Genomic DNA, 23,587 nt, shown 5'->3' with positions numbered 1-23,587 from the left:
TCCTCTGAATGCGGTCCTTGCGCGTGCGACCACCGCATTCAGAGGACGAAATGCAGGGGGAGGTCAGGCGGGCGCGAGGAGGTCGTGCCGGCGCAGGAACTCCTCGGCGACGTCGAGCGGGTTGCGCTTCTCCTCGCTGAACTGGACGTTCAGCTCGGTCAACTCGTCGGTCGTGAGCACCGCCGAAACCCGGTTCAACGCGTCGACCTCCTTCGGCGACAGCGTCCCCTTCGCGACGAGCGGCACGATGTTCTGCGCGGGGAACATGTTCTTGTCGTCCACCAGCGGGACGAACCCGTTCGCGGCGATCGACGACGACGTGCTGAACAGATCGGCGACCTGGATGTCGCCCGACTTCAGCGCGGCGACCGTGACCGGGCCGCCCGTGTCGGTCGTCCGGATCTCGGCGAACTCGCAGCCGTACAGCGCCTTGATCTTGTCCTTCCAGCGGCTGCTCCACTGGCCGGGACCGCCGAACACGAATTCCCCGCACCGCTTGCCGAGATCGGAGAAGGTGCGGATCCCGGAATCGGCGAGTTCCTTGCGCACCACCAGCAGGTCCTTGTCCTCCGCGGGCGCCTGCTCGAGGACTTCGAATCCGGACGGCAGGTTCTGCTTCAGCTGCGCGTAAACGTCCTGCGGTGTGGTCGCCTGAGTGTCCTTGTCGAAGTAGCGCAACAGGTTCCCGCTGTAGTCCGGCACCACCGAAAGCGACTTGTCCTGCAGTGCTTTGACGACGACCTCGCGGCTGCCGACAGGCGGGCGCACGGTCACGTTCTCGGCGCCCGCGTTGCGCAGCGCGCCCGCGTAAATCTGGGCCAGCAGAAGGCTTTCCCCGACGTCGGACGCGCCGATGATGATGTCGCCGGTCGCGCCACCCTCGGCGCCTCCGGCCAGCGGGTTGCCACAAGCCGTCACCAGCAAAGCGATCCCGGCGAGCAGCGCCGTCACCGTCCGCTTCATACCTTCGCCTTCTTCCCGCTCGCCGCCTGCGCCAGCCGAACTCCCTTGGGCACCAGCAGCCGCTGGACACCCGCCAGCGCGAGGTCGAGCACGACCGCGAGCAACGTCGTCAGCAGCGCGCCCGCGACCACCTGCGGATAGTCCAAAATGGCCAGTCCGTCGAGCAGGAACCGGCCCAGCCCGCCGAGCCCGACGTAGGCGGCCACGGCGGCCGTCGCCACCAGTTGCAGCACCGAGTTCCGCACGCCGCCGAGCACCAGCGGCAGCGAGATGGGCACCTCGACCTTCCACAACCGTTGCCAGCCGGTCATTCCGATGCCCTGCGCCGCGTCGACCACGCCGTGGTCGGTCGCCTGGAGACCCGCGTAAGTCCCGGCGAGGATCGGCGGGATGGCGAGCACCACGAGCCCGATGATCGTCGAAAGCTCGCTTTCGGTGAAGAGCAGGAACAGGAAGGTCACCAGCCCCAGCGTCGGCAGCGCGCGGATCGCGTTGCCGCCGCTCACCAGCAGCACCGCGCCGCGACCCGTATGCCCCACGTAGAGCCCGAGCGGGATCGCGATGAGCAGCGCGAAGACCAATGCCAGCGCCGTGTAGCCGAGATGCTGCAGCAGCCGGGCCGGGATGCCGTCCACGCCCTGCCAGTGGGCCGGGTCGCCGAACCAGTTCAGGACGTCGCCGATCATTTCGCCCCCGCCGTGGTCGCCACCCGGTCCCAGGGTGTGAGGACATTACGCAACTGGACCAGCACCAGGTCCACGATCAGCGCGAGCAGCAGGGTCGCGACGATCCCGACGACGATCGGCGAAAAGTACTCGCGCTGGAAGCCGTCGGTGAACAGCACGCCGAGCCCGCCAGTGCCGATCAGCGCGCCGACACTGACCAGGCTGATGTTGCTGACCGAGGCCACCCGGACGCCTGCCGCGAGCACCGGCACCGAAAGCGGCAGCTCGACGGCGAGGAAACGGCGCGCGGGTTTGTAGCCGATCGCCGTGGCCGCGGCGACGACGTGCGGCGGGACGGCGTCGAGCGCGTCCAGCACCGGGCGCACGAGCAGGGCGGCGGTGTACACGGTGAGCGCGACGATGACGTTGACGCTGTCGAGGATCTTCGAACCGATGATGCCCGGGATCACCACGAACAGGGCGAGCGACGGGATCGTGTACAGCAGGTTCGACACCACCAGGAGCACGGAACGCACCGCCGCGAACCGGTGCCCGAGCCAGCCCGCCAGTACCGCGATCACCAGGCCCAGCACCAGCGGGACCAACGAGAGATAGATGTGGTCGAGCAGGTCGCCGAAGAACTGCGACCGGTTGTTGGCGCTGCCCAGGTAGCGGCCGAGCTCCGCGAAGAAGTCCCCCATCAGGAACTCAGCGACGGCGCTTCGATCACTTCGAGGACTTGCTTGGCTCTGACCACGCCGAGGACCTTCAGGTCGGCGTCGACCACCACACCGAGGCTCGCGGGCGACGAAAGCGCGGCGTCGAGCGCGCCACGGATTGGCGCGCCCTGGACGTACAGGGATCCGCCCGCGACGAGATCGGTCTCCGCGAGCGCACCGTCCACAGTGGACCCCGGGCGCAGCCAGCCGCGCGGCTGTCCCTCGGCGTTGACCGCGACCTGCCAGTCGTCGGACGGCCCGGGGGCGGGCTTCCCGACCTCGACCCGCTTCACCTCTTCGACGACGATCCCCTCTGCCGACAGGAAGGAAAGCCCGCGGTAGCCGCGATCCTTGCCCACGAACGACGCGACGAAGTCGTCGACGGGATGACGCAACACCTCCGAGGGCGTGCCGTACTGCGCGAGCACCCCACCGACGCGGAGCACCGCGATCTTGTCGCCGAGCCGCACGGCCTCGTCGATGTCGTGCGTGACGAACACGATCGTCTTCCCCAGCTGCGACTGCAGACGCAGCAACTCGTCCTGCAGTTCCTCGCGGACGATCGGGTCGACGGCGGAGAACGGCTCGTCCATCAGCAGCACCGGCGAATCCGCCGCGAGCGCCCTGGCGACGCCGACGCGCTGCTGCTGGCCACCGGAAAGCTGGGCGGGGTACCGCTTGCCGAGTTCCGACGGCAGGCCGACGGTCTCGAGCAGCTCGGCCGCGCGTTTACGCGCCTTGCCCTTGTCCCAGCCGGACAGCAGCGGCACGGTGGCGACGTTGTCCAGGACCGTCCTGTGTGGAAAGAGGCCGGCGTGCTGGATGACGTAACCGATGCCACGGCGCAGCAGCGCCGGGTCGCCGTCGCTGACGTCCTTGCCGTCGAGGAGCACCGTGCCCGAAGTCGGCTCCACCATCCGGTTGATCATCCGCAGCGACGTGGTCTTGCCGCAGCCGGACGGCCCGACGAAGACGGTGATGGTGCCGTCCTCCACGGTGAGGTTCAGGTCGTCGACCGCGACCGTCCCGTCCGGATACCGCTTGGTCACACCACGGAACTCGATAGTCACGTGTCTCTCCCCATGTCTGGTCGAAAAACCGTAGCCCAGATCCTGCCTGTTGGCACGGTGTCCCAGGGGACGGGTCACTAGGCTGCGGGCTGTGAGTTCCTCCGTCGATGACGTCCTCGCGGTACACGGTGTCCACGTGCGACCGCTCCATCAGGTGATTTCTCTGCTCCGGACGGATTGGCGTGACCTCGGCGAACTGGTCCGGATCAGCACCGCGCCACGCCGGAGTGTCGAAGACGTCCTGAACGCGCTCGGCGACGACCTCGAGCGGGCCGAGTCCCGCTTCCGGCTGGCCCCCGCCGCGCGCGAGAAGTACGCGCGCTTCGAGGCCCGGGACCGGAAATCCGACCCCGACCTGCTGAAGACCATCACCAGCTACGTCGAGAACGTGCCCGCGCCGCTGGCGGCGCTGGACCACGTGCAGGCGACGCCGGAGACGGTGCTGAACCGGGCGCTGTGGCTGGACGAGCGGTACGACCTCGGTACGGCGAAGCTGCTGTTCCTCGGCGACCACGACCTCACTTCACTGGCCGTGCGCGCGTTGCGGCCCGACGCGGACCTCACCGTCGTCGACCTCGACGATCGTGTGCTCTCCTACATCGACGAACTCAGCGAGCGGTCCATCCGCACCCTGCACACGGATCTGCGCGTCGGCCTCCCACCCTCGGTGACCGGGCGGATGGATCTCGTGTTCAGTGATCCGCCTTACACCCCCGAGGGAATGGGCTTGTTCGCGGCGCGGGGGGTCCAGGCGCTCGCCGAACCCTCGGACGGGCGACTGCTGCTCGCCTACGGCTACAGCCCCCGGCATCCAGCGCTGGGCGCGCAGGTACAGCGTGCGCTCGCGACGCTCGGGCTGACCTTCGAGGCGATCCTGCCGGGCTTCAACCGGTACTTCGGCGCGCAGGCGATCGGGAGCGCGGCGGACCTCTACGTCTGCCAGCCGACCGCGAAATCGAAGAAGAACCGCGGCGGCAAAGGGAAGGCCACGATCTACACGCACGGCCCGCAGTCGGTGGAATCCGCCGGCGCGGCCAAGCCGTCACTGCTCGACAAACTGCACGAGATCGCCACCGAAGGCGGGCTGGCGCTCGAGTCGCGTCCGGTCGACTGGTCCGTCTCCGGCCCCGAGGGCGACGCGGTCGCGATGGACCTTTCGGCCGACCCCGGACCGTGGCTGCTGCGGACCCTGCTGGGCACCAACGCGCGACGGCTGGCGCTGCTGGTCCCGAATTCGCATCCCGACCTGACGAACGCCGAAGCGCAGTCCGCGCTGAACCGGCTGATCGGCGCGAAGTACAGGCTGCGGCTGTTGCGGAGCACCCCGGACAACCGGCACGCCATCGTCGTCGCGGACGCCGTCGAGCACCAGGAAGAACTGCTGACCCGGGCGCACGCGCGGCTGGCGAACGTCTCGCTGGACGTCCCGCCGGATCTGACGGACGCGCGGCTGATCGACCTGCCCCGGCACCGGCTGGCGGAACTGCTCGCCTGAGCGCGCTCGGCTGTGTCATCGCAACGTCATGAGCCGTTCCTAAGTTCGGTTCCATGACTCAGCCGTACGGGTTTGCCCCTCCACCCGGGTACCCGCCGCGAAGCCCCAAGACCAGCGGCCTGGCGATCGCCACGCTCGTACTGGGCCTGGCCGGTTGCTTGGCGCTGCCGCTGCTCCCCGCGATCATCCTGGGCATCATCGCGCTCACTCAGACCGGTCCGGGGAAGCAGCGAGGCCGGGGCCTGGCGATCGGCGGCCTCGCGGCCGCGGGGTTCTGGGCCATCGGCTGGGTCGCCCTGCTCGGGAACACCATGGGCGACCCGGACCGCTACACCGCGAGCCCGCCGAGCGCGAGTTGCGCGGCCCCGCCGTCCGGCCACGCCAACGCCTGCACCTTGAAACCGGGCGATTGCTTCCGGCAGTCCACGGCCATGGGCACTTTCACCAGCGTCGAACTCACCGCGTGCGGAGACACGCACGACACCCAGGCGATCGGGACCTTCATCGCGGCGGACGGCCCCTGGCCAGGCGGCGGAGAACTGAAAGCGGAAGCCTCGGCCCACTGTCAGCGGATCATGGCCAAGAACGTGGACCGTCCGCGACTCGACGCGGCCGGTGTCCGCGCCGACCTGAGCTACCTGAAGCCTGAGCGCGAAGCCTGGGAAAACGGTTTGCGCACGGTCTTCTGCACGATTCACACGCCCGGCTCGGAGCTGATCGGTTCCGTACTCGCCCCCGGTGCCGATCTGTCCATCCCGACCGGCTGACGTGCGCGACCCCACACGCTATGAAAGGCCCCTTCATTGCAAATTTTGCAATGAAGGGGCCTTTTATAGCGCTTGAGCGAGCGTGAAAGGAACTCTCACACCACGCCGTCGGCCTCGGCGGCCTTCGCGACCGCGGCGGCCACCTCGGGCGCGACGCGCGGGTCCAGCGGGCTCGGGACGATCCGGTCCGGGCCGAGGTCGTCCTGCGCGACCGCGAAGATCGCGTCGGCCGCGGCGAGCTTCATGTTCTCCGTGATCGCCCGCGCGCCGGAGTCGAGCGCGCCGCGGAAGACACCGGGGAACGCCAGCACGTTGTTGATCTGGTTAGGGAAGTCGCTGCGCCCGGTCGCCACGATCTTGGCGTACCGCGACGCCGCGACCGGGTGCACCTCCGGGTCGGGGTTGGACAGCGCGAACACGATCGCGTCGTCCGCCATCCCGGCCAGCAGCGTCTCGTCGATGGTCGCCCCCGACAGGCCGAGGAAGACGTCGGCGCCCTTCAGCGCTTCGCCGAGGCCACCGCGCAGACCGGCCGTGTTCGTGGTCTCGGCGAGCTTCTGCTTGATCGGGTTCAGGCCCTCACGGCCGGAGTGGATGATGCCGCGCGAGTCGAGCACGGTGACGTCCGCGACGCCGGCGTTCTGCAGGATCCTGGCGCAGGCCACTCCCGCCGCGCCCGCTCCCGAGACGACCACGCGCTGGCCGGAGATTTCCTTCCCGAGGACCTGGTTCGCCCCGCGCAGCGCGGCCAGTGTGACGATCGCCGTCCCGTGCTGGTCGTCGTGCATGACCGGGCAGTCGAGGACCTCCTTGAGGCGGTCCTCCAGTTCGAAGCAGCGCGGCGCCGAGATGTCCTCCAGGTTCACCGCGCCGAACGACGGGCGCAGCCGGACCAGGGTCTCGATGATCTCGTCGACGTCGGTGGTGTCGAGCACCAGCGGGATCGAGTCGAGCCCGCCGAAGGTCTTGAACAGGACCGACTTGCCCTCCATGACCGGCAGCGAGGCACTCGCGCCGATGTCACCGAGACCGAGCACCGCCGTACCGTCGCTGACCACCACGACCAGCCTGTCCGCCCACGTGTACCGCTTCGCCTTGGCCGCGTCCTCGGCGATCGCACGGCTCACCTTCGCCACCCCAGGCGTGTACGCGACCGAGAGGTCACGGGGCGAGGAGATCGGGCGCGTCGCGGCCACGGAGAGCTTGCCGCCCTCGTGGCCCTCGAAGATCTCGGTGTCCGTCACTGGCGTGGTCATCGTGGTTCCCGTCATTGCTTCCGCCGTGTCTAAGGACGGCGAAGTCTCGATTCGAGCGAAGGTCATGGGATTCTCCTGGGACTGCGAGCGGGGGAACTGGCCGGTGAGCAGGCCAAAACTGGGCATGGCCCGGCCACCTGGGGTAACTCGTCCTCCGACACGGCAGCCCAGCGCGGTAGCGCCGGCCTGTCGGCGAAGCGTCCAATCGGCCATCGGTGCCGTGGGTATGGCGACGGCCGCGGACGCAGCGGTCAGATCATTGTGACAGGCATGCGGACCAGTGTGCCCCTCTGGTGCGGTTCATGTCACAGACCGCCCCGGATTTCCGCAGCTCAAGAGACCTTTCGCAAGACGTCCATCCGGTTTGGGAAGGCGGTCTCAGCCCTGGTTAGCATTGAGGCCATGCAAGCCAGGCGCCTCAGCATCTCCCACTGTTTCGAGTTCACCCCGCGGGTTTTCCCCGATCACCGCGGCCTGTTCGTGGCGCCGTACCAGGAACAGGGTTTCGCCGACGCGGTCGGGCACCGATTTCGCCTCGGCCAGGCCAACACCAGCGTCTCCCGGCGCGGCGCGATCCGCGGCGTGCACTTCGCGGACACCCCGCCCGGGCAGGCGAAATACGTGTACTGCCCGCGAGGCGCGCTGCTCGACATCATCGTGGACCTCCGGGTCGGCTCGCCCACTTTCGGCGAATCCGCTTCCGTGCTGCTCGACAGCACCGAGTACAAAGCGGTCTACATCGCCGAAGGCCTCGGCCACGCCTTCATGGCGCTCGAAGAAGACACGGTCATGACGTACTTCTGCTCCGAGCCGTACAACCCGACGGGCGAGCACGGCGTCAACCCGATGGACGCCGACCTCGCGCTGTCCTGGCCGCAGGACATCGAACCCTTGCTGTCCGAAAAGGACACCACGGCGCCGTATCTGAAAGAGGCCCTGGAGCAGGGGTTGCTGCCTCAGTACGACGACTGCGTGGCCTACTACGAGAAGTTGCGGGCCGCGAACTGAGCTAGCGCGCCACGTCTTCGCTCAACACCCGTTCCACATTCCGTTCCGCCAGCGCGGTGATCGTCACGAAGGGATTCACGCCGGTACTGCCCGGGATGAGCGACCCGTCGGTGACGTAGAGATTCCGATAGCCCTTCACCCGGCCGTACAGGTCGGTGGCCTCACCCAGCACCAGTCCACCCAGCGGGTGATAAGTGAACCGGTTCTCGAACGACCGCGTATCCCCGAACAGGTCACTGCGGTAGATCGTGCGGTTGGCCCGGTTGACCTTGTCGAACAACGACTTCGCCGCGTCGATCGACGGCTTCCCCTGCGCGGCGTCCCAGCGCAGCCGCACGGAGTCGGCCGTGGCGTCGTAGGTGAAGTGGCCGCGTTCGGGGTTCTTCGTGATCGCCAGGTAGAGGCTCAGCCAGGTCTCGACCCCGGCAGGCACCGGCGCGACCTCGGCGAAGACCGGATTCACCGGGTCGTCCCAAGCGTCGATGCCGAGCGCGGGCATGCCCGACTGCAGCGATCCGCCGAGATCCCACCCGTGGTTGGCGCGGCCCAGCATCACGTTGCCGTTGGTGCCCCAGCCGCGGCCGACCTCGTCGTTCAGCCCGGGCAGCGTCCCGGTTTCCCGTGCCCGCACGAGCAGTTCCGTCGAACCGAGGCTGCCGGCGCCGAGGAACAGGTACTTCGCGCCGAGTTGTTTCCTCGCGACGACCGCGCCGTCCTCGGCGGTTTCGTGCACGGTGAGGACGTACGTGCCGTCGCTCTGCCGGGTGATCCCGCGCACCTGGTGCAGCGTCTTGATGGTCACGTTCCCCGTGCCCAGCGCGGCCGCGAGGTAGGTCTTGTCGAGGGATCGTTTGCCGTGGTTGTTGCCGTAGATGACCTCGGACGCGAGTGCCGACTTCGGCACCGTGCCCGCTTCTTCCCGCTTCATGTACTCGAAGTCGTAGACGCTGGGCACGAACACCGTCTTGAGTCCCGCCCGCGTCGCGGCCTTCCGCGAGACCCGCGCGTAGCGGTAGGACCGGCAGGTTTCGAACCACTGCGGATCGATGTGGTTCACCCCCAGGGCCCGGTTGGCCAGGGGGAAGTACTTCCCGTACATCTCGTCCGCGTCGACGGCGGGCAGGATCTCCTCGAAGTACGACCGCTTCGGTGTCACGGCCATCGCGCCGTTGACCAGCGAACCGCCCCCGACGCCCCGGCCGACGTAGACGGACATGTCGCCGTGGTCCACCCGGTCGAGCACACCGGGGTACCGCTTGATGTCCCGGTTCGCCAGGTCCATCCAGAGAAACGACGCGAGCGGGGCCTGCGTGCGGTTCTTGAACCAGGCGGCCCGCCGGTCCGGCCGGAGCATGTCGCAGAAGATCTTTCCGTCGGGGCCGGGTTCGGTCCACAGTTTGCCCATTTCGAGCATGACCGTGGGAATGCCGGCTTCGCCGAGCCGGAGCGCGGTCACCGCGGCGCCGTACCCGGTGCCGACGACCACTGCCGTCGAGAAGCCGGGAGACGATTCTCCGGCCCGCGCGGTGGAAATCGTGGTGAGCCCGAGAGCGGCGGCGGAGTTGAGCGCGGTGAACCCGAGGAACCCGCGGCGCGACAGTGGGGACATGGGCCGATGATCGCCCGCTGTTCGAGCCGCCTTCAAGGGCGAATCCGAAGCGGGTTCGCGTCAGCTGGGTAAACACCGTTTATTTTCACTCGAACGTGGCGATCCCAGGGGTCCCTTGGGTGGCTTCCCCGATGTGAGCCAAACCCGGACAGACCACCCTTTCGGGTCATGAGACGTCTTCTCGGCGCGACCGCGGCCGCACTGTCCGCAGTCGCCCTCTTCGCTTTCCCCGCCCACGCTTCCGCGGCACCGTCGCCGCTGCCCGACTTCGACTTCTCCGCCTGCCCCGCCCCGCCCGCCGACGCCGACCCCGGCACCTGGCGATGTGAAGCCTTTGTCGCCCAAGGACTCTTGACCATCGGCGACCGGGAGATCCCGCTCGGGGAGATGCGGCTGACGTTCTCCGAAGGCAAAGTGGACGGCAAGTACGCGCAGGCGTTCGGCGAACTGCGGCACACACCCGCTCGGATCCGCGGCACTTTCGGCGCGAGCCTGCAGCTGAAGTACGGCGGCTACTCGGACTTCCTGTCGGACGACGAGCGGCGCGGCGAACTGGATCTCTACGCCGTCCTGCGGCATCCCTTACTGCCCAAGGAATGCACGATCGGCACACGCACCGAGCCGATGCACTCGATCGTCAAGGACGATCCCGCGGTGCCCTTCGAGGTGATCTCGCAGAACCCGACGACGGTGAAGTTCGGCGTCGTCGACACGCAGCTCGCCCTGCCGCGCACGACCGGCTGCGGCCCGCTGGCGCAAGTAGCCGACGAATTGCTGGACCTGCCGTCCGCGGGCGGCCGGAACACCTTCAAGATGGCGACCTACGTGCAGTTCAAACCCCTTTGACCACCCGCGTTTCGTCCTCTGGACGCGGTAGTTGCGCGTGCAAGGACCGCGTCCAGAGGACGAAATGCGCCGCGCCGAGACGCCTACTTCTTCTTGGTCACCCAGATGGTGATGGTCGCGGTCACGACCGGTTTCCCGTTCGTGTCCGTGATCGTCACCGGCACGGGAAGCTCGAAACCCTCGTCGCCGAATTCCGGCAGCTCCGGCAGTTCGGCGACCGCGCGCAGGCTCGTCCCGGCCTTCGCCACGTACTCGACCGTCATGCCCTTGGGCAGCCAGCGGTGCGTCGCCGGGACGGTCGCCTCGGCGAGCATGCCCATCGCGATCTCGGCGAGGTTGCACGCCGCGATCGCGTGAAAGGTCTTGATGTGGTTGTGCACACCCCACCACTTCGGGGACGTCACCTCACACCGGCCGGGACGCAGTTCGCGCACCGACGGGAGCACCGTGCGGAAATACGGCACACGCAGGCACATCGCCGCCGAGAACAGCTGTTTGCCGACCGGCTTGCCAGCCAGCCGGTTCCACATCGCGTAGGTCGGATTCTGCGCCATCACGGTCTCCTCATCATGTTACTCACCAGTAGCATAACCGGACCGCAGGCTATATTCGCAACGTGGCACATCGGCTCTTCCTCCTCCGGCACGGCCAGACCGAGTGGTCCGTCAACGGACGGCACACCGGACGCACCGACATCCCGCTCACGACCGCGGGCGAAGGGCAGGCCCGCGCCGCGGGCGGCACCTTGCGCGCGGTCCTCGGCGGCAACCCGGCGCTCGTCCTCTCCAGCCCTCGCACCCGCGCGCTGCGGACGGCCGAACTGGCCGGGCTGCGCGTCGACGAGGTCACCGAAGAACTGGCCGAATGGGACTACGGCGACTACGAGGGCGTCTCCACCCCGGTGATCCGCGAGACTGTTCCCGGCTGGACGGTCTGGTCGCATCCGATCCCCGGCGGCGAAAGCGCGGAGGACGTCAACGCCCGTGCGGACAAACTGATCGAACGAGTCCGCGAACCGCTCGGCGAGGGTGACGTGATCCTCGTCGGCCACGGGCATTTCAGCCGCGTCCTGGTCGCGCGCTGGATCGGTCTCCCATCGACCGCGGGCGTCCACTTCGGACTCGACCCGGCCGGCGTCGCGGTGCTCGGCGACGAACGCGGCGAGCCGCAGATCGAACACCTCAACCTGCTCCCCACCACAGAGGACTGAAATGGGCGACGACCGCATCCGGCGGATCCGCGAAGAAGACGTGGACGCCGTCGTCCAGCTCGTCTACGACCTCGCCGAGTTCGAACGCGCCCCGGACGAGTGCCACCTCACTCCCGAGCAGTTGCGCGTCGCACTGTTCGGGGACGCACCCGGCCTGTTCGGGCACGTCGCCGAGGTCGACGGCGAGATCGTCGGCTACGCGCTCTGGTTCCTCAACTTCTCGACCTGGCGCGGCGTGCACGGCATCTACCTGGAGGACCTCTACGTCCGCCCCGAGCAGCGCGGCTCCGGCCTCGGCAAGGCGCTCCTGGCCACTCTCGCGGCGGTCTGCGTCGAGCGTGGCTACGCCCGCCTCGAGTGGTCGGTGCTCGACTGGAACCCGGCGCAGGGGTTCTACAAGTCCCTCGGCGCCGTGCCGATGGACGAATGGACCGTCGACCGGCTCACCGACGAACCGCTCAAGGCACTCGCCGCGCAGGCCTAGCGAAAGCACAGGCGTAACTCGCCCCGTCGCGAGGTCTAGGCCGTGTCCTGTAAGTCTGTTCGATGGGCTTCGTGATCCAGGTGGTTCCTGGCGGTGCGGGCGGGCCGGCCTCGTACCGGGTCGTACTCGGCCGCGTCCGCCCGTGCCGTCAGGGACCACTTGGGCGCGGAGACCGCGAACAAGACTTGCAGGACACGGCTTAGGAGTCGCGTTCCTCGCGCTCACGACGCGCCGCGCGGCCGGCGGCGCCGTCACGCTCGGCGGCTTCTTCCTCGCTCTCGCCTTCCTCCATCCCCAGCGCCCACGCGCGCGAGGGGCGGCGGAACAGCAGCACGATGACGGCGACGCCGATCAGCGCGAGCGGCACTCCCCACACCGGTTGCCCGGACGGGCCCGCGCCGTACCAGCCGACGCCGACCAGGATCAGCGCGACGACCACGCCGGGCGACCTCGCCCAGGTCTTCCCCATCATCAGGCCGGCCGCGCAGGCCAGCGTTCCGGCGGCGAGGACGAGGTAATAGGCGACCTCGGCCAGCAGGTTCTCCGGTCCGGCCTGGCCGTTGACCAGGAGCAGGATCGCGAACACGATCAGGGCGAGCCCCGGCAGCGCGGTGACGGCCCCGGCGAGGCGGACTTCACGGGGCGCGGGCGAGAGCTTGTCTGCGATGGACACGACGAAACAGCCTTCCAGGCTTCCGGACACGGTGCTCCACCAGGGCGGGTCACCGTACGTGAGCACTTTCGATCGTATGCCACCCGGTCGGCCGGTTTCCCCTCGCCGCCGTATGAGAAGAATTGGCGGTGTCGTCGATGAGCGGGCGGTCGGCCCGGGTGCACTTGTCACGACGCGCTGTCACCAGCCGACGGTGAGGAGGGACGCCCGCCACAGGGGTCACAAGGTCACGCGCGCGTTTCTCCGCGGCCGCAGGCCTCGGATCTGCGAAGACGGGCCACTGACACGGCCAAGTGAGTGGACGGTCGACGCCGCGGCCCGCTTCGGAAATTCGAAAGCGCGCGTCCAGCAACGCTGCCTCGATGACGCACAGGCCGTTGAGCTTCGCGTCACCTGACGCTCCCCTCTTCGGGCCGAAGAGGCTTACGCTGCGGTATGTGCGTGCCATCCTCGTCGTGAACCCCCAGGCCACCTCGACCACCGCCGGTGGCCGTGACGTGCTGGCGCACGCACTGGCCAGCCAGGTCAAACTCGACGTGGTGGAGACCGACTACCGCGGCCACGCGATGGCTGTGGCGCGATCCGCCGCCCGCGACGGGATCGACCTGGTGGTCGCCCACGGCGGCGACGGCACGGTCAACGAAGTGGTCAACGGTCTGCTCGCGGACGCCGACGGCGATCCCGCGAAGGTCGGGGCCGCTCCCATGCTCGGTGTCGTGCCGGGCGGCTCGGCGAACGTCTTCGCCCGGGCGCTGGGTATCGCGCACGATCCCGTGGAAGCGACCCATCAGCTCCTCAACGCCATCGAGAACGACCGGAGCCGCGAAGTCGGCCTCGGGATCGCCGACGGCCACTGGTTCACCTTCAACGCCGGCTTGGGCTGGGATGCCGACGTCGTCGGCCGCGTCGCAAAACGCCGGGGCAAGCAGACCACCGCCGGGCTCTATCTGAGGGCCGCGGTGGCGTCGCATCTGCGGCCTCCGCTCGGCCGTCCGCCGCTCACGGTCCGGATCCCGGGCGAAGAGCCCACCGAAGTGCTGACCGCTTTCGTGTCGAACACCGATCCGTGGAGTTACCTGGGCAACCGTCCCGTCCATCTGAACCCGGGCAGCTCGTTCGACACCGGACTGGGCCTTTTCGCGTTGAGCGGTCTGGGATTGCCCACCGTGTTCAAGCATGTACGGCAGGCATTGCTCACTAAGAGCGATCAACGCGGGCGACGTCTCCTTCGTCACGATGACCTGCCGATGATCCGCATAGACGCTGCTGAACCGGTAAACTTCCAGGTGGACGGCGACCTCGTCGGCCAGCGGAAGAGGGTGGAGTTCTTCAGCGTCCCGGGAGCACTGACGGTAATCGTCTGACGACCGGGCCGCTGATCGCCTGCGGCAAAGTACGAACTGCCGCTCATCGACGCAGAACCTCCGCTCACCGCATCGGCCTTCCCTTCGGGAGGCTGTTTCGGAACGAAACCGCAGGTCAGAAGCGTCGCTCGGCCGGGTGAGCTGACTCACCGATCTTCAGAAAACCCTTGTCGAAACGGGTGCTTCGTGAAAGCATTCACAAGCACCCAAAAAAACGACCGCCATGACGACTATGGCGCGGAGTACCGCGCCGTTATGAAGGAGCTCAGAAACATGGACTGGCGCCACGACGCGGCCTGCCGAGACGAGGACCCCGAGCTGTTCTTCCCCGTGGGAACCAGCGGTCCTGCTCTGTCGCAGGTAGCGCAGGCGAAGGCCGTGTGCCACCGCTGCACCGTCGCTTCCGACTGCTTGGCCTGGGCATTGGCCAGCGGGCAGGACGCAGGCGTTTGGGGCGGGATGAGCGAGGACGAGCGACGGGCCCTGAAGCGCCGTCGTACGCACATCGGCACGCGTACCTCCGCCTGAGTCTTTCGGACTCAGCACGCTTCATCGAATCACTCACAACTGAGCAAGACCCCAAGCTTCGGGAAACTCCCGCGGCGTAATGGCTGTATGGCCGTGCGTCGTGAGGTGACACGTACCCGACTTGAGCTTAACAAGCGAGGCCGACACGCCCTCACGGGGGTATGGCTTCAGTGGACTTTTTCCAAGTCCTCCCGCGGAACCGTTACAGGGCCGGCGCCACTTCTCTTCGGGCGCCGGCCCTAAAACGTGTCCGGATGAGACTGTCCCTTGTGGACGATCAAACGCGACAGTCCACTAGAGACGCCGCGACAACGGGATCCTCAGCGCCGCTTCGGTTCCCAGCCGTCGCCCGCCGGTCTCGTCGGAATCCGCGCGCAGCCCCCGGATCGACAGCGATCCGCGCAGTTCCGACTCCACCAGTGTCCGCACGATCTGGAGCCCGAGGCCGTCGCTGCGTTCCAGTGAGAAACCCGCGGGAAGCCCGCGCCCGTTGTCGCGGATGACGACGTCGAGCCAGCGGGCGGAGCGCTCCACCTCGAGCTCGACCTTGCCAGGCCGTCCATCGGGGAACGCGTGCTCGATGGCGTTCTGGACGAGTTCGGCCAGCACCATCACCAACGGCGTCGCGATCTCGGCGACGACGACGCCGAACGAGCCGGTGCGCGAAAGCCCGACCTGCGATTCCGCCGTCGCGACCTCACCGACCATCGGGAGGACGTTGTCGAGCAGCTTGTCGAGATCGACCCGCTCGTCCACCGAGATGGACAGCGCCTCGTGCACCATCGCGATCGACGAGACCCGGCGCACGGACTCGCCGAGCGCGAGCCGCGCCTCCTCGCTGGAGGTCCGGCGCGACTGGAGCCGCAGCAGCGCGGCGACGGTCTGCAGGTTGTTCTTCACCCGGTGGTGGATCTCGCGGATGGTCGCGTCCTTCGACAGGAGAGCGCGGTCACGGCGCTTCACCTCGGTGACGTCGCGCACCAGCACCAGCGCGCCCGCGGCCTGCCCGGCGGGACGCAGCGGCAGCGCACGGAACAGCACGACGGCGCCACGCCGGGAATCCGCCTCCGTCCGGCTGCTGGGCTTGCCGTCGAGCGCCTCGATGATCCGATGCGACACCTCGGTCGCGTCGAACGGGTCACGGATGAGCGACCGGGTCAGCGGCGCGAGACGCTGACCGACGAGATCGGACTCGTGCCCCATCCGGTGGTAGGCCGACAACCCGTTCGGGCTGGCGAAGACCACCGTGCCGGTCGGGTCGAGGCGGATCAGGCCGTCGCCGACCCGTGGGCTCGTATGCGTGTCCGTCTGGTTCCCCGGGCTGGGGAAAGTGCCGTCGACGATCATCTGGCACAGGTCGCCCGCGCTGCCGAGATACGCGATCTCGAGCGGGCTGGGCACCCGCGAGGCCGCCAGGTTGGTCTCGCGGCTGAGGACGGCGATCACCGTGCCGGCGAACACCACCGGGATGGCCTCGCGTCGCATCGGCAGGTCGCGGTACCAGTGCGGATCCTCTTCGCGGCAGATCCGCACCTCGCGGCTCGCCTTGGCCAGCTGCGGATGCTCGTCGACGGTGAACCGGGAGCCGACGACGTCCTCCGGATGGGCCGTCGGCGCCGTCGTCGGGCGCGCGTGGGCGACGCAGACGTAGTCGCCCCCGTCCGGCTGCAGCTCCTCCGAAACGGCGACCCAGAGCAGGAAGTCGGCGAAGGACAGGTCGGCCAGCAGCTGCCATTCGGCGACCACGGTCTGGAGATGGTCCGCGGCTTCACCGGACAGGCCGGTGTTCTCCGCGAGCAGATCGGAAAGGGTGGACACGTCCCCATCCAAGCAGGGTGAGGGCCGCATGACACACTGGAGAGGTTGACCCTGGCCCAGCGGTGTCGTATCACCCCGCGAGGGCCACTCGGACGAGGAGTGAAACATGTCGAAGCGCGCCCGCAAGCGTCGCGACCGTAAGAAGAACGGCGCGAACCACGGCAAGAAGCCCAACTCCTGATCATTCGATCAGACGGCGAAGGCCCCCGCACCGATCCGGTACGGGGGCCTTCGTGTGTCCTGAGTCGCCCTATTCGAAGGTCTGCTCGATCTTGACCTCGGTGCGCTCGATGGTCAGCGAGCCCTTGGTCTGCACGGTCTGGCGGATCGAGGCCCGCAGCCGGGACTTGAGGTCGTCCGGCGCGTGGTCACCGCCGCATTTGCGGGCGAGGAGCTGCTTGATGTGCTCGTCGATGCCGTATTCCTCGAGGCACGGCGGGCAGTCCTCGATGTGCTTGCGCAGGGCGGCGTCGCGCTCGGCGCTGCACTCCTTGTCCAGCAGCAGGTAGATGTCGGCGAGGGCTTCTCCGCACCTGACCTTGTCGTCCGCGCCGGCGCAGTAGTCCTCGGTCATCGCCCCGCCACCTCCTGCTCCTTGCCCGAGCGGATGAAGCCCCGCTCGCGGGCGACGTCGGCGAGCAGGTCACGGAGCTGGGCGCGGCCGCGGTGCAGCCGGGACATCACGGTGCCGATGGGCGTGTCCATGATCTCGGCGATCTCCTTGTACGCGAAACCTTCGACATCGGCGAGGTAGACCGCGAGGCGGAACTCCTCGGGCAGCTTCTGCAGCGCTTCCTTGACGTCGGCGTCGGGCAGGTTGTCCATCGCCTCGACCTCGGCCGAGCGCAGCCCGCTGGAGGTGTGACTCTCCGCCTTGGCGATCTGCCAGTCGGTGATCTCCTCGGTGGGCTGCTGCACCGGCTGGCGCTGACGCTTGCGATAGCCGTTGATGTAGGTGTTCGTGAGGATGCGGTACATCCACGCCTTGAGGTTGGTGCCCGCCTTGAAGGACGCGAAGGCCGCGTACGCCTTCAGGTACGTCTCCTGGACGAGGTCCTCGGCGTCGGCGGGATTCCGGGTCATCCGCATGGCGGCCGAGTACAGCTGGTCGAGCAGGGGCATCGCGTCCCGCTCGAAGCGCTCGGCCCGCGCGGCCGCCTCTTCGGCGTCCGTGCCCGTGTCCGGCGCGGGATTCTGCGTGCTCGGCAAACCGTTCCCTTCCCGATCGGCGTCGATGCGCTTGTGCGCATGAGACGTCGTCGAGTTTACGCGGGGGCGGATCACCTGGCCGCCCGGCGTGCGCGGGATCAGGATTCGGGGAGCTTCGAGTGTGGTGGACACGTGCCTTCCAACAGTGCGGCCCGGCCCGGCATTCCCGGCGCGCTCGTAGACTCCGCCCATGGCAGGCAAGGGAACCCCGGCGACGGCGCTGCTGGTGAAGCAGAAGGTGGCGCATGTTCTGCACGCCTACGACCACGACCCGCGGGCCGAGTCGTACGGCCTCGAAGCCGTCGAAGCGCTGGGGCTCGACCCCGCGCGCGTGTTCAAGACACTGGTCGCCGAGGTCGACGGGAAACTGACCGTCGGCGTGGTCCCGGTCACCGGTCAGCTGGATCTGAAGGCGCTGGCGGCCGCCGTGGGCGGGAAGAAGGCGAAGATGGCCGACCCCGCCGCCGCACAGCGCGCGACGGGATACGTGCTCGGCGGGATCTCGCCGCTCGGGCACCGGAGCCGGCTGCCGGTGGTGATCGACGCGTCGGCGGAGAAGTTCGAGACCGTGCACTGCTCGGCCGGACGGCGCGGGCTGGAGGTCGAACTCGCGCCCGGCGAACTGGCGCGGCTCACCGGTGCCGTGGTCGCGCCGATCGCCGGCTGACCTCCCCGCGTTTGAGTTCACCCCGGCGGGTGAGGGCGCTGGATCAAGTCCGTGAAGGACTCCTTGAGGGACTCTGGGTCCCTCAAGGAGGCCTTCACGGCACGGCGACCCGGCTTCGCCGCAGTAGTGCCTGACGCCGTCGAGCCCGTTCCGCATTTGGTCGACTGAATGCGGTGGTCGTTCACCCTCGCGAGGGAGGTGGGTCGGTCCGCAGCGGGAAGATCACGCGACCGTGCTCGGGAATCGTCATCGGCAAGCGAACGACGACTCCTGGGAGTGACGAATGACCGAGACCTTGCCCGGCGTACCGAGATGGGCGAACCTCGCCGCCCACGCGACACTGCTGGTGACGTTGCCATCCGGGCTGTGGCGGATCGCGATGGGCCTCGGCATCCCCGTCGGGTTCACCGCGCAGGGGCTGGACGAATTCGGCATCCCCGGCTGGGGTCAGGCTTACGTCTTCGGGCTGAGCCTGCTCGCCGAGGCGCTCGCGTTCCTCACCCTCGGGCTGGTCCGGCCGTGGGGTGAGGTGTGGCCGCGCTGGATACCGGGGCTGCGAGGCCACCGGATCCCGCCGCTCGCGGCGATCCTCCCGGCCGCGGCGGGGGCGATCGCCCTGACCGCGCTGAGCGTCCAGGGGCTGTTCGGCTGGGCGGAGGCCGGTTCTTCGATGGCGGCGGGCAGCTGGGAGGACTCGCCGGTCTACGGCGTCGTCATGGCGGCCTGTTACGCGCCGCTCCTGCTCTGGGGTCCGTTGCTGGCGGCCGTCACCGTGCACTACGCCCGGCGGCGGCTCTCAGGCGAGCGGCCGCAGCACACGCTCCAGCCACTCGGCGGCCGCGCGTGACACGCCTTCGAGGTCGGCGCTGAGGTTGTGGTCGCCCCTGAGCACCACGATCTCGTGATGCGGCCCCGCCTTGGGCAGGCCGAACGGGTCCCGGTCACCCTGCACCACCAGGGTCGGGACCTCGACGGCGTCCAGTTCACCCTGCCGGGTTTTCTCCGGCTTCCCCGGCGGATGCTCGGGGAAGGCCAGGCAGAGCACCGCCACCGCCTGCCCCGTCGCGGCGGTCCGGCAGGCGACGCGGGCACCGGACGACCGGCCGCCGAACACGAGCGGAAGATCGTCGAAACGCGCGGAGATCTCGTCGGCCACGGTGAGCCAGGCGGTGTCGAGCTGGGTGGCGGGAGCGGGCGCCCGGCGGCCGGCCACCCGGTACGGCTGCTCGACGAGCGCGACGTGGACACCGGCCGCCTGCGCCGCGCGGGTGACCGCGACCAGGTCCTTCGCGCCGATCCCCCCGCCCGCGCCGTGTCCGAGCATCAGCACCGCGACGCCTTCTTCGGCACAGTGCAACTCGGCCCGCGCGGGTCCGTAGGCGGTGTCGATCTCCAGCTTCGTCATGAGTTCGGCAGCTCGAAAAGCGGGCTTTCGGCGGCGGGTTCGACGCGGTCCACCAGGTCCGGGCCGTTGTTGCGGACGTTGTTGACCAGGCTGGACACCGGCCGCAGCTCGATCGTGTCGACCAGGTCCGCCGGGGGCGGGACGAGCAGTTCGGTGACGTCGGCGAGGTCCGGGTCGAGCCAGGTGTCCCACTTTTCGCGTGGCATCAGCAGCGGCATGCGGTGGTGGATGTCGGTGAGCCTGCCGACCGAGTCGGTGGTGATCACGGAGAAGGTGATCAGCGGGTCGGCTTCCTTGTCGTCCTTCGGCCGCCAAGTCTCCCAGATCCCGGCGAACGCGAGCGACTCGTCACCCGGTCCGGTCATGAAGAAGGGCTGCTTCTCCTTGCCGTCACGCCGCCACTCGTACCAGCCGTCGGCGGGGACGAGGCAACGCCGCGCGGAGACCGCCTTCTTGAACGACGGCTTCTCCTTCGCGGTCTCGGCACGCGTGTTGATCATCTTCGAGCCGACGGCGGGGTCCTTCGCCCAGAATGGGACCAGCCCCCAGCGCATCATCCGCAGCGACCGCACGGCGGGCTCGTCTTCGAGCACCGCGCCGTCGGCGTCCCGCGGATGCCGCTGCACGATGGTGGGGACGACCTTGGTCGGCGCCACGTTGTGATCGGTCCGGACCCGGCCGTCGGTCAGGTCCACCGCGGCGAACTCGTCGATCAGCGCCGCCGGGTCCTTGGTCGCGGCATAACGCCCGCACATGCGAAAACCTCCCTGATCGACAGCCATCGTTACACGCTACCGATGCGTTGGCGAGCAGCATGGGATCATAGTTCGGCGGGATGCGAAGAGCAGGAGGCGGTTTGGCGGGCAAGGACTGGCGCAGGCTGGACGAATCCGACGTCCGGATCCGTCCTGGCAAGGGCACCAGGCCGCGCAGCAAACGCCGTCCCGAGCACGCGGACGCCTCCACCGCGATGGTCATCGGCAAGGACCGCGGGCGCTGGACCTGCGCGATCGATTCCGATCCGGACCGGGTCGTCACCGCGATGCGGGCCCGTGAGATGGGCCGGGTCTCGGTCGTCGTCGGTGACACCGTCGGCATCGTCGGCGACGTGAGCGGCAAGCCGGACACCCTCGCCAGGATCATCCGGGTGGACGAACGCTCCAGCGTGCTGCGCCGGACCGCGGACGACACCGACCCCTTCGAACGGGTGGTCGTCGCCAACGCCGAGCAGTTGCTGATCGTCACCGCGCTGGCCGATCCCCCGCCGCGCACCGGATTCATCGACCGCTGTCTCGTCGCCTGTTACGCGGGCGGACTCGAACCGGTCCTGTGCCTGACGAAGGCCGACCTCGCGAGCCCGGACGAACTCCTCGCCGGCTACGCGGGCCTCGACATCCCGGCCGTGGTCACCCGGCACGACGAGCATCCGGAGGAGCTGACCGGGCGGCTCAAGGACCGGGTCACCGCGCTGGTCGGGCATTCGGGCGTCGGAAAGTCCACTTTGGTCAACCGGCTGGTGCCGGACGCCGGACTGGCGACCGGCGTGGTCAGCGCGGTCGGCAAGGGCAGGCACACGTCCGTCGCGGCCGTCGCGCTCTCCCTGCCCGGCGGCGGCTGGGTGGTCGACACGCCGGGCATCCGGTCGTTCGGGCTCGCGCATGTGACCGCCGACGACATCGTCCTGGCGTTCGAGGAATTCGCCGAGGCGGCCGAAGAGTGCCCCTCCGGCTGCGGGCACCTCGGGCCGCCTTCGGACCCGGACTGCGCACTCGACGACGTGGTCACCGAGGGTCACGCCAGTCCGGAGCGGTTGACGTCGTTGCGGCGTCTTTTGGGCTCCCGAGCTGGGCACGACGACGAACGGTAACTAATTCCGGCTTCGCGCGATAACCCGTTCGGATTAGATCAACTTTTTCTGAGGGGTCCTCTTGAAGCGCGTAACCATGCTCGCCGCCATCACGACGGCCGCCGTCCTGGCGCTGTCCGCCTGCGGTGGCGAGAAGCAGCCCGGCGCGGCTGCCCCCGCTCCTGCTCCTTCCGAGCAGAAGAGCCTGCTTTCGGCGCCGCTCGGCGACCCGATCCAGCTCGCGGCCCTGACCCGCGAGAGCACCAAGAAGGCCAAGTCGTTCAAGATGACGATGGAGAGCGTCGCCGGCACCGAGAAGAACACGGTGACCGGGCAGGGCGTGTACGACGGTGACAACACCGAGTTCTCCATGGTCATGGACGACGTCAGCAAGAAGGTGGAAGTCCTTTTCGTCGACAACGCGTTCTTCTTCAAGCTCGGCGCGGACGACAAAGCCGAGCTGAAGACCGACAAGGCGTACGTGAAGATCTCCGCCGACGGCCAGGACCCCATCTCGCAGCTGCTCGGCAAGATGATGTCGAAGGCCGTCAAGGACAGTGACCCGTCGCGCACCCTCGAGCAGGTCTCGAAGGCGGGCAAGATCACGAAGTCGGACCAGGTCGAGCTGAACGGTCAGCTCACCAACCACTACGTCGTCGAGATCGAGGCCGAGAAGGTCATCGCCCTCATCGCGGGCGAGGCGGGCGTCCCGTTCCCGGCGGATGTCCAGCAGAAGATCGACGCGAAGCTCAAGGGCAAGAACGTCACCATCCCCACCGAGCTGTGGCTCAACGCCGACCAGCTGCCGCTGCAGGTCGTCTCGGACCAGACCGCGTTCGTGAAGGCCATGGGCGCTCCCGGTGACGGCGTCGCCAAGACCACGGTCAAGTACACGGACTGGGGCAGCCCGGTCGACATCACCGCCCCGCCCGCCGACCAGGTCGGCGACCTGACGGAGATCATGAAGAAGGCCGGCGGTCAGTAGATGAGGCGCGTTTTCCAGCTGACCGCGGTGGCCGCGGCCCTGACCCTCGTGGTCACGGGTTGCGGCACCCGCCCGGGCCCGGCCGCCGAGACCGCCGAGCACAAGGGCGGCGGCGAACTCGCGCTGGCCAGCCCGTTCACCGACGCGCTCGGCCTCGTCGAGGCCGCGAAGCAGGGGACCCAGAAGGCGAAGTCCTCCACGACGATCATCGACGGCAGGCTGGGGGCCAAGGCGGTCACGGGCACGGTGAAGGCGTTTTACGACGGTCCCGCCACGAAGCTCGAGGCGAACCTGACCGCCGACGGCGAAACGGTCGGGATGCGTCTGGTGGACCGGGTCCTGTTCATCAAGCTGTCCGGCGACCAGCGGGCCGAGTTCAAGACGGCCAAGACCTGGGGAAAGGTCCCGTTGGACAGCGAGGAACCCCGAAGGAAGGCCTTCGGAAAAGCCATGCAGCGGTCCTTCGAGATGGGCGACCCGGCGAAGCAACTGGAGATGGTCGAGAAGACCGGCAGGATCATCAAGTCGGAGCAGACCCAGCTGAACGGCGTGCCGGTGAACCACTACTTCGTGGAATTCGACATGCGGAAGCAGTTCGACCTGTTCCTCGGCGACGACCTGCCCGCGGACGAGCGGGCAGACGTCGAGAAGCGGCTCGAAGGCAAGGACCTGCGGGTTCCGGCCGAGCTGTGGATCAACGCCGAGCAGCTTCCGGTGAAGATGACCATGGACATGACCTCGCTCATGAAGGGGATGGGGGCACCCGAGACGGCCGACGCCAAATCGACCTACACCTACAGCGACTGGGGAGCGGCCGTCGATGTCTCCCCGCCGCCCGACGGTGAGGTCGCCGATTACATCGAGCTGATGGGCGGCTAGGCCGTGTCCTGTAAGTCTGTTCGATGGGCTTCGTGATCCAGGTGGTTCCTGGCGGTGCGGGCGGGCCGGCCTCGTACCGGGTCGTACTCGGCCGCGTCCGCCCGTGCCGCCAGGGACCGCT

General features: G+C 68.4%; 27 protein-coding genes. 14 read left to right on the top strand and 13 right to left on the bottom strand.

Features of this window, described 5'->3' with window-relative positions; all coding sequences use genetic code 11:
- Positions 1-63 precede the first annotated feature (63 nt).
- Genes ACLJQ7_RS31140 through ACLJQ7_RS31125 form a run of 4 tightly spaced genes read right to left on the bottom strand, consistent with a single transcriptional unit; the run spans position 64 to position 3,417 of the window.
- The gene (locus tag ACLJQ7_RS31140) at positions 64-963 is read right to left on the bottom strand and encodes an ABC transporter substrate-binding protein (RefSeq protein ID WP_410651723.1); all 900 of its coding nucleotides are present in this window, start codon (positions 961-963) and stop codon (positions 64-66) included.
- Positions 960-1,649 carry an ABC transporter permease gene (locus ACLJQ7_RS31135; protein ID WP_410651722.1) on the bottom strand — a complete coding sequence of 230 codons (690 nt, stop codon included), beginning with the start codon at positions 1,647-1,649 and terminating at the stop codon, positions 960-962. The genes ACLJQ7_RS31140 and ACLJQ7_RS31135 overlap by 4 nt, the downstream gene beginning before the upstream one ends.
- The gene (locus tag ACLJQ7_RS31130; RefSeq protein WP_410651721.1) at positions 1,646-2,329 is read right to left on the bottom strand and encodes an ABC transporter permease; all 684 of its coding nucleotides are present in this window, start codon (positions 2,327-2,329) and stop codon (positions 1,646-1,648) included. Before ACLJQ7_RS31130 ends, ACLJQ7_RS31135 begins: the two co-directional genes overlap by 4 nt.
- Positions 2,329-3,417 carry an ABC transporter ATP-binding protein gene (locus ACLJQ7_RS31125; protein WP_410651720.1) on the bottom strand — a complete coding sequence of 363 codons (1,089 nt, stop codon included), beginning with the start codon at positions 3,415-3,417 and terminating at the stop codon, positions 2,329-2,331. Before ACLJQ7_RS31125 ends, ACLJQ7_RS31130 begins: the two co-directional genes overlap by 1 nt.
- Before the next feature lie 91 nt (positions 3,418-3,508).
- Here ACLJQ7_RS31125 and ACLJQ7_RS31120 point away from each other — a divergent pair, with 91 nt between their 5' ends.
- Both ACLJQ7_RS31120 and ACLJQ7_RS31115 read left to right on the top strand, forming a co-directional pair.
- Positions 3,509-4,912, top strand: coding sequence for a bis-aminopropyl spermidine synthase family protein (locus ACLJQ7_RS31120; protein ID WP_410651719.1), 1,404 nt, complete (start codon positions 3,509-3,511; stop codon positions 4,910-4,912).
- A gap of 53 nt (positions 4,913-4,965) precedes the next feature.
- Positions 4,966-5,679 carry a DUF4190 domain-containing protein gene (locus ACLJQ7_RS31115; RefSeq protein ID WP_410651718.1) on the top strand — a complete coding sequence of 238 codons (714 nt, stop codon included), beginning with the start codon at positions 4,966-4,968 and terminating at the stop codon, positions 5,677-5,679.
- 95 nt (positions 5,680-5,774) lie between these two features.
- On the opposite strand, the gene ACLJQ7_RS31110 is transcribed toward ACLJQ7_RS31115, so the two are convergent.
- Positions 5,775-6,950: an NADP-dependent malic enzyme gene (locus ACLJQ7_RS31110; protein ID WP_410651717.1), complete on the bottom strand. Its 1,176-nt coding sequence runs from the start codon at positions 6,948-6,950 to the stop codon at positions 5,775-5,777.
- Between the two features lie 387 nt (positions 6,951-7,337).
- On the opposite strand from ACLJQ7_RS31110, the gene ACLJQ7_RS31105 reads away from it, so the two are divergent.
- Positions 7,338-7,943 (top strand): dTDP-4-dehydrorhamnose 3,5-epimerase family protein, encoded by a 606-nt coding sequence (locus tag ACLJQ7_RS31105; protein WP_410651716.1) that lies wholly within the window; start codon positions 7,338-7,340, stop codon positions 7,941-7,943.
- 1 nt (position 7,944) lies between these two features.
- Here the strand turns inward: ACLJQ7_RS31105 and ACLJQ7_RS31100 are convergent, their stop codons facing one another.
- Positions 7,945-9,552 carry a GMC oxidoreductase gene (locus tag ACLJQ7_RS31100; RefSeq protein ID WP_410651715.1) on the bottom strand — a complete coding sequence of 536 codons (1,608 nt, stop codon included), beginning with the start codon at positions 9,550-9,552 and terminating at the stop codon, positions 7,945-7,947.
- 168 nt (positions 9,553-9,720) lie between these two features.
- On the opposite strand from ACLJQ7_RS31100, the gene ACLJQ7_RS31095 reads away from it, so the two are divergent.
- Positions 9,721-10,398, top strand: a complete 678-nt coding sequence (locus ACLJQ7_RS31095; protein WP_410651714.1) for a hypothetical protein — start codon at positions 9,721-9,723, stop codon at positions 10,396-10,398.
- Positions 10,399-10,481: 83 nt separating this feature from the next.
- Here ACLJQ7_RS31095 and ACLJQ7_RS31090 read toward each other — a convergent pair whose 3' ends face one another.
- Positions 10,482-10,952 carry a hotdog fold domain-containing protein gene (locus ACLJQ7_RS31090; protein WP_410651713.1) on the bottom strand — a complete coding sequence of 157 codons (471 nt, stop codon included), beginning with the start codon at positions 10,950-10,952 and terminating at the stop codon, positions 10,482-10,484.
- Positions 10,953-11,014: 62 nt separating this feature from the next.
- Here ACLJQ7_RS31090 and ACLJQ7_RS31085 point away from each other — a divergent pair, with 62 nt between their 5' ends.
- Both ACLJQ7_RS31085 and ACLJQ7_RS31080 read left to right on the top strand, forming a co-directional pair.
- Positions 11,015-11,608, top strand: a complete 594-nt coding sequence (locus tag ACLJQ7_RS31085; protein WP_410651712.1) for an acid phosphatase — start codon at positions 11,015-11,017, stop codon at positions 11,606-11,608.
- Position 11,609: 1 nt separating this feature from the next.
- Positions 11,610-12,092 carry a GNAT family N-acetyltransferase gene (locus ACLJQ7_RS31080; RefSeq protein WP_410651711.1) on the top strand — a complete coding sequence of 161 codons (483 nt, stop codon included), beginning with the start codon at positions 11,610-11,612 and terminating at the stop codon, positions 12,090-12,092.
- 199 nt (positions 12,093-12,291) lie between these two features.
- Here ACLJQ7_RS31080 and ACLJQ7_RS31075 read toward each other — a convergent pair whose 3' ends face one another.
- Positions 12,292-12,795, bottom strand: a complete 504-nt coding sequence (locus ACLJQ7_RS31075; protein ID WP_410651710.1) for a hypothetical protein — start codon at positions 12,793-12,795, stop codon at positions 12,292-12,294.
- Positions 12,796-13,202: 407 nt separating this feature from the next.
- Here ACLJQ7_RS31075 and ACLJQ7_RS31070 point away from each other — a divergent pair, with 407 nt between their 5' ends.
- Both ACLJQ7_RS31070 and ACLJQ7_RS31065 read left to right on the top strand, forming a co-directional pair.
- The gene (locus ACLJQ7_RS31070; RefSeq protein WP_410651709.1) at positions 13,203-14,129 is read left to right on the top strand and encodes a diacylglycerol/lipid kinase family protein; all 927 of its coding nucleotides are present in this window, start codon (positions 13,203-13,205) and stop codon (positions 14,127-14,129) included.
- A 273-nt stretch (positions 14,130-14,402) separates the two neighbouring features.
- Positions 14,403-14,657 carry a WhiB family transcriptional regulator gene (locus tag ACLJQ7_RS31065; protein WP_007028999.1) on the top strand — a complete coding sequence of 85 codons (255 nt, stop codon included), beginning with the start codon at positions 14,403-14,405 and terminating at the stop codon, positions 14,655-14,657.
- Between the two features lie 294 nt (positions 14,658-14,951).
- On the opposite strand, the gene ACLJQ7_RS31060 is transcribed toward ACLJQ7_RS31065, so the two are convergent.
- A complete protein-coding gene (locus ACLJQ7_RS31060; protein WP_410651708.1) occupies positions 14,952-16,475 on the bottom strand; it encodes a sensor histidine kinase in 1,524 nt (507 codons plus the stop codon).
- Positions 16,476-16,581: 106 nt separating this feature from the next.
- On the opposite strand from ACLJQ7_RS31060, the gene ACLJQ7_RS31055 reads away from it, so the two are divergent.
- Entirely contained in the window at positions 16,582-16,656 is a 75-nt protein-coding gene (locus ACLJQ7_RS31055) for a 50S ribosomal protein bL37 (protein ID WP_369299112.1), read from the top strand.
- A gap of 69 nt (positions 16,657-16,725) precedes the next feature.
- Here ACLJQ7_RS31055 and rsrA read toward each other — a convergent pair whose 3' ends face one another.
- Together rsrA and ACLJQ7_RS31045 are read right to left on the bottom strand one after the other, a co-directional pair.
- The gene (rsrA, locus tag ACLJQ7_RS31050; RefSeq protein ID WP_410651707.1) at positions 16,726-17,049 is read right to left on the bottom strand and encodes a mycothiol system anti-sigma-R factor; all 324 of its coding nucleotides are present in this window, start codon (positions 17,047-17,049) and stop codon (positions 16,726-16,728) included.
- Positions 17,046-17,684 carry a sigma-70 family RNA polymerase sigma factor gene (locus tag ACLJQ7_RS31045; RefSeq protein ID WP_410652012.1) on the bottom strand — a complete coding sequence of 213 codons (639 nt, stop codon included), beginning with the start codon at positions 17,682-17,684 and terminating at the stop codon, positions 17,046-17,048. The genes rsrA and ACLJQ7_RS31045 overlap by 4 nt, the downstream gene beginning before the upstream one ends.
- A gap of 190 nt (positions 17,685-17,874) precedes the next feature.
- Here ACLJQ7_RS31045 and ybaK point away from each other — a divergent pair, with 190 nt between their 5' ends.
- Positions 17,875-18,351 carry a Cys-tRNA(Pro) deacylase gene (gene ybaK, locus ACLJQ7_RS31040; protein ID WP_410651706.1) on the top strand — a complete coding sequence of 159 codons (477 nt, stop codon included), beginning with the start codon at positions 17,875-17,877 and terminating at the stop codon, positions 18,349-18,351.
- Positions 18,352-18,634: 283 nt separating this feature from the next.
- The gene (locus tag ACLJQ7_RS31035; RefSeq protein ID WP_410651705.1) at positions 18,635-19,198 is read left to right on the top strand and encodes a hypothetical protein; all 564 of its coding nucleotides are present in this window, start codon (positions 18,635-18,637) and stop codon (positions 19,196-19,198) included.
- On the opposite strand, the gene ACLJQ7_RS31030 is transcribed toward ACLJQ7_RS31035, so the two are convergent.
- Positions 19,148-19,756, bottom strand: a complete 609-nt coding sequence (locus tag ACLJQ7_RS31030) for an alpha/beta family hydrolase (RefSeq protein WP_410651704.1) — start codon at positions 19,754-19,756, stop codon at positions 19,148-19,150. The genes ACLJQ7_RS31035 and ACLJQ7_RS31030 overlap by 51 nt on opposite strands.
- Positions 19,753-20,511, bottom strand: a complete 759-nt coding sequence (locus tag ACLJQ7_RS31025; protein WP_410652011.1) for an SOS response-associated peptidase — start codon at positions 20,509-20,511, stop codon at positions 19,753-19,755. The genes ACLJQ7_RS31030 and ACLJQ7_RS31025 overlap by 4 nt, the downstream gene beginning before the upstream one ends.
- Positions 20,512-20,612: 101 nt before the next feature.
- Between ACLJQ7_RS31025 and rsgA the strand changes: the two genes are divergently transcribed.
- The 3 genes from rsgA (at position 20,613) to ACLJQ7_RS31010 (ending at position 23,466) form a co-directional block, all read left to right on the top strand.
- Positions 20,613-21,623, top strand: a complete 1,011-nt coding sequence (gene rsgA / locus ACLJQ7_RS31020) for a ribosome small subunit-dependent GTPase A (RefSeq protein ID WP_410652010.1) — start codon at positions 20,613-20,615, stop codon at positions 21,621-21,623.
- Between the two features lie 61 nt (positions 21,624-21,684).
- Positions 21,685-22,587: a hypothetical protein gene (locus ACLJQ7_RS31015; RefSeq protein ID WP_410651703.1), complete on the top strand. Its 903-nt coding sequence runs from the start codon at positions 21,685-21,687 to the stop codon at positions 22,585-22,587.
- Positions 22,588-23,466 carry a hypothetical protein gene (locus ACLJQ7_RS31010; protein ID WP_410651702.1) on the top strand — a complete coding sequence of 293 codons (879 nt, stop codon included), beginning with the start codon at positions 22,588-22,590 and terminating at the stop codon, positions 23,464-23,466.
- Positions 23,467-23,587 lie beyond the last annotated feature (121 nt).

This window comes from Amycolatopsis sp. cmx-4-54 (genome assembly GCF_046548895.1).
GTDB lineage: Bacteria > Actinomycetota > Actinomycetes > Mycobacteriales > Pseudonocardiaceae > Amycolatopsis.
This window is presented reverse-complemented; position numbering and strand designations above follow the sequence as displayed.

Coding starts and splice junctions, on each gene's coding strand:
- ACLJQ7_RS31140 (WP_410651723.1), bottom strand. CDS start 963: ATGAAGCGGACGGTGACGGCGCTGCTCGCCGGGATCGCTTTGCTGGTG.
- ACLJQ7_RS31135 (WP_410651722.1), bottom strand. CDS start 1,649: ATGATCGGCGACGTCCTGAACTGGTTCGGCGACCCGGCCCACTGGCAG.
- ACLJQ7_RS31130 (WP_410651721.1), bottom strand. CDS start 2,329: ATGGGGGACTTCTTCGCGGAGCTCGGCCGCTACCTGGGCAGCGCCAAC.
- ACLJQ7_RS31115 (WP_410651718.1), top strand. CDS start 4,966: ATGACTCAGCCGTACGGGTTTGCCCCTCCACCCGGGTACCCGCCGCGA.
- ACLJQ7_RS31110 (WP_410651717.1), bottom strand. CDS start 6,950: ATGACGGGAACCACGATGACCACGCCAGTGACGGACACCGAGATCTTC.
- ACLJQ7_RS31105 (WP_410651716.1), top strand. CDS start 7,338: ATGCAAGCCAGGCGCCTCAGCATCTCCCACTGTTTCGAGTTCACCCCG.
- ACLJQ7_RS31100 (WP_410651715.1), bottom strand. CDS start 9,552: ATGTCCCCACTGTCGCGCCGCGGGTTCCTCGGGTTCACCGCGCTCAAC.
- ACLJQ7_RS31095 (WP_410651714.1), top strand. CDS start 9,721: ATGAGACGTCTTCTCGGCGCGACCGCGGCCGCACTGTCCGCAGTCGCC.
- ACLJQ7_RS31090 (WP_410651713.1), bottom strand. CDS start 10,952: ATGGCGCAGAATCCGACCTACGCGATGTGGAACCGGCTGGCTGGCAAG.
- ACLJQ7_RS31080 (WP_410651711.1), top strand. CDS start 11,610: ATGGGCGACGACCGCATCCGGCGGATCCGCGAAGAAGACGTGGACGCC.
- ACLJQ7_RS31065 (WP_007028999.1), top strand. CDS start 14,403: ATGGACTGGCGCCACGACGCGGCCTGCCGAGACGAGGACCCCGAGCTG.
- rsrA (WP_410651707.1), bottom strand. CDS start 17,049: ATGACCGAGGACTACTGCGCCGGCGCGGACGACAAGGTCAGGTGCGGA.
- ybaK (WP_410651706.1), top strand. CDS start 17,875: ATGGCAGGCAAGGGAACCCCGGCGACGGCGCTGCTGGTGAAGCAGAAG.
- ACLJQ7_RS31035 (WP_410651705.1), top strand. CDS start 18,635: ATGACCGAGACCTTGCCCGGCGTACCGAGATGGGCGAACCTCGCCGCC.
- ACLJQ7_RS31030 (WP_410651704.1), bottom strand. CDS start 19,756: ATGACGAAGCTGGAGATCGACACCGCCTACGGACCCGCGCGGGCCGAG.
- ACLJQ7_RS31025 (WP_410652011.1), bottom strand. CDS start 20,511: ATGTGCGGGCGTTATGCCGCGACCAAGGACCCGGCGGCGCTGATCGAC.
- ACLJQ7_RS31010 (WP_410651702.1), top strand. CDS start 22,588: ATGAGGCGCGTTTTCCAGCTGACCGCGGTGGCCGCGGCCCTGACCCTC.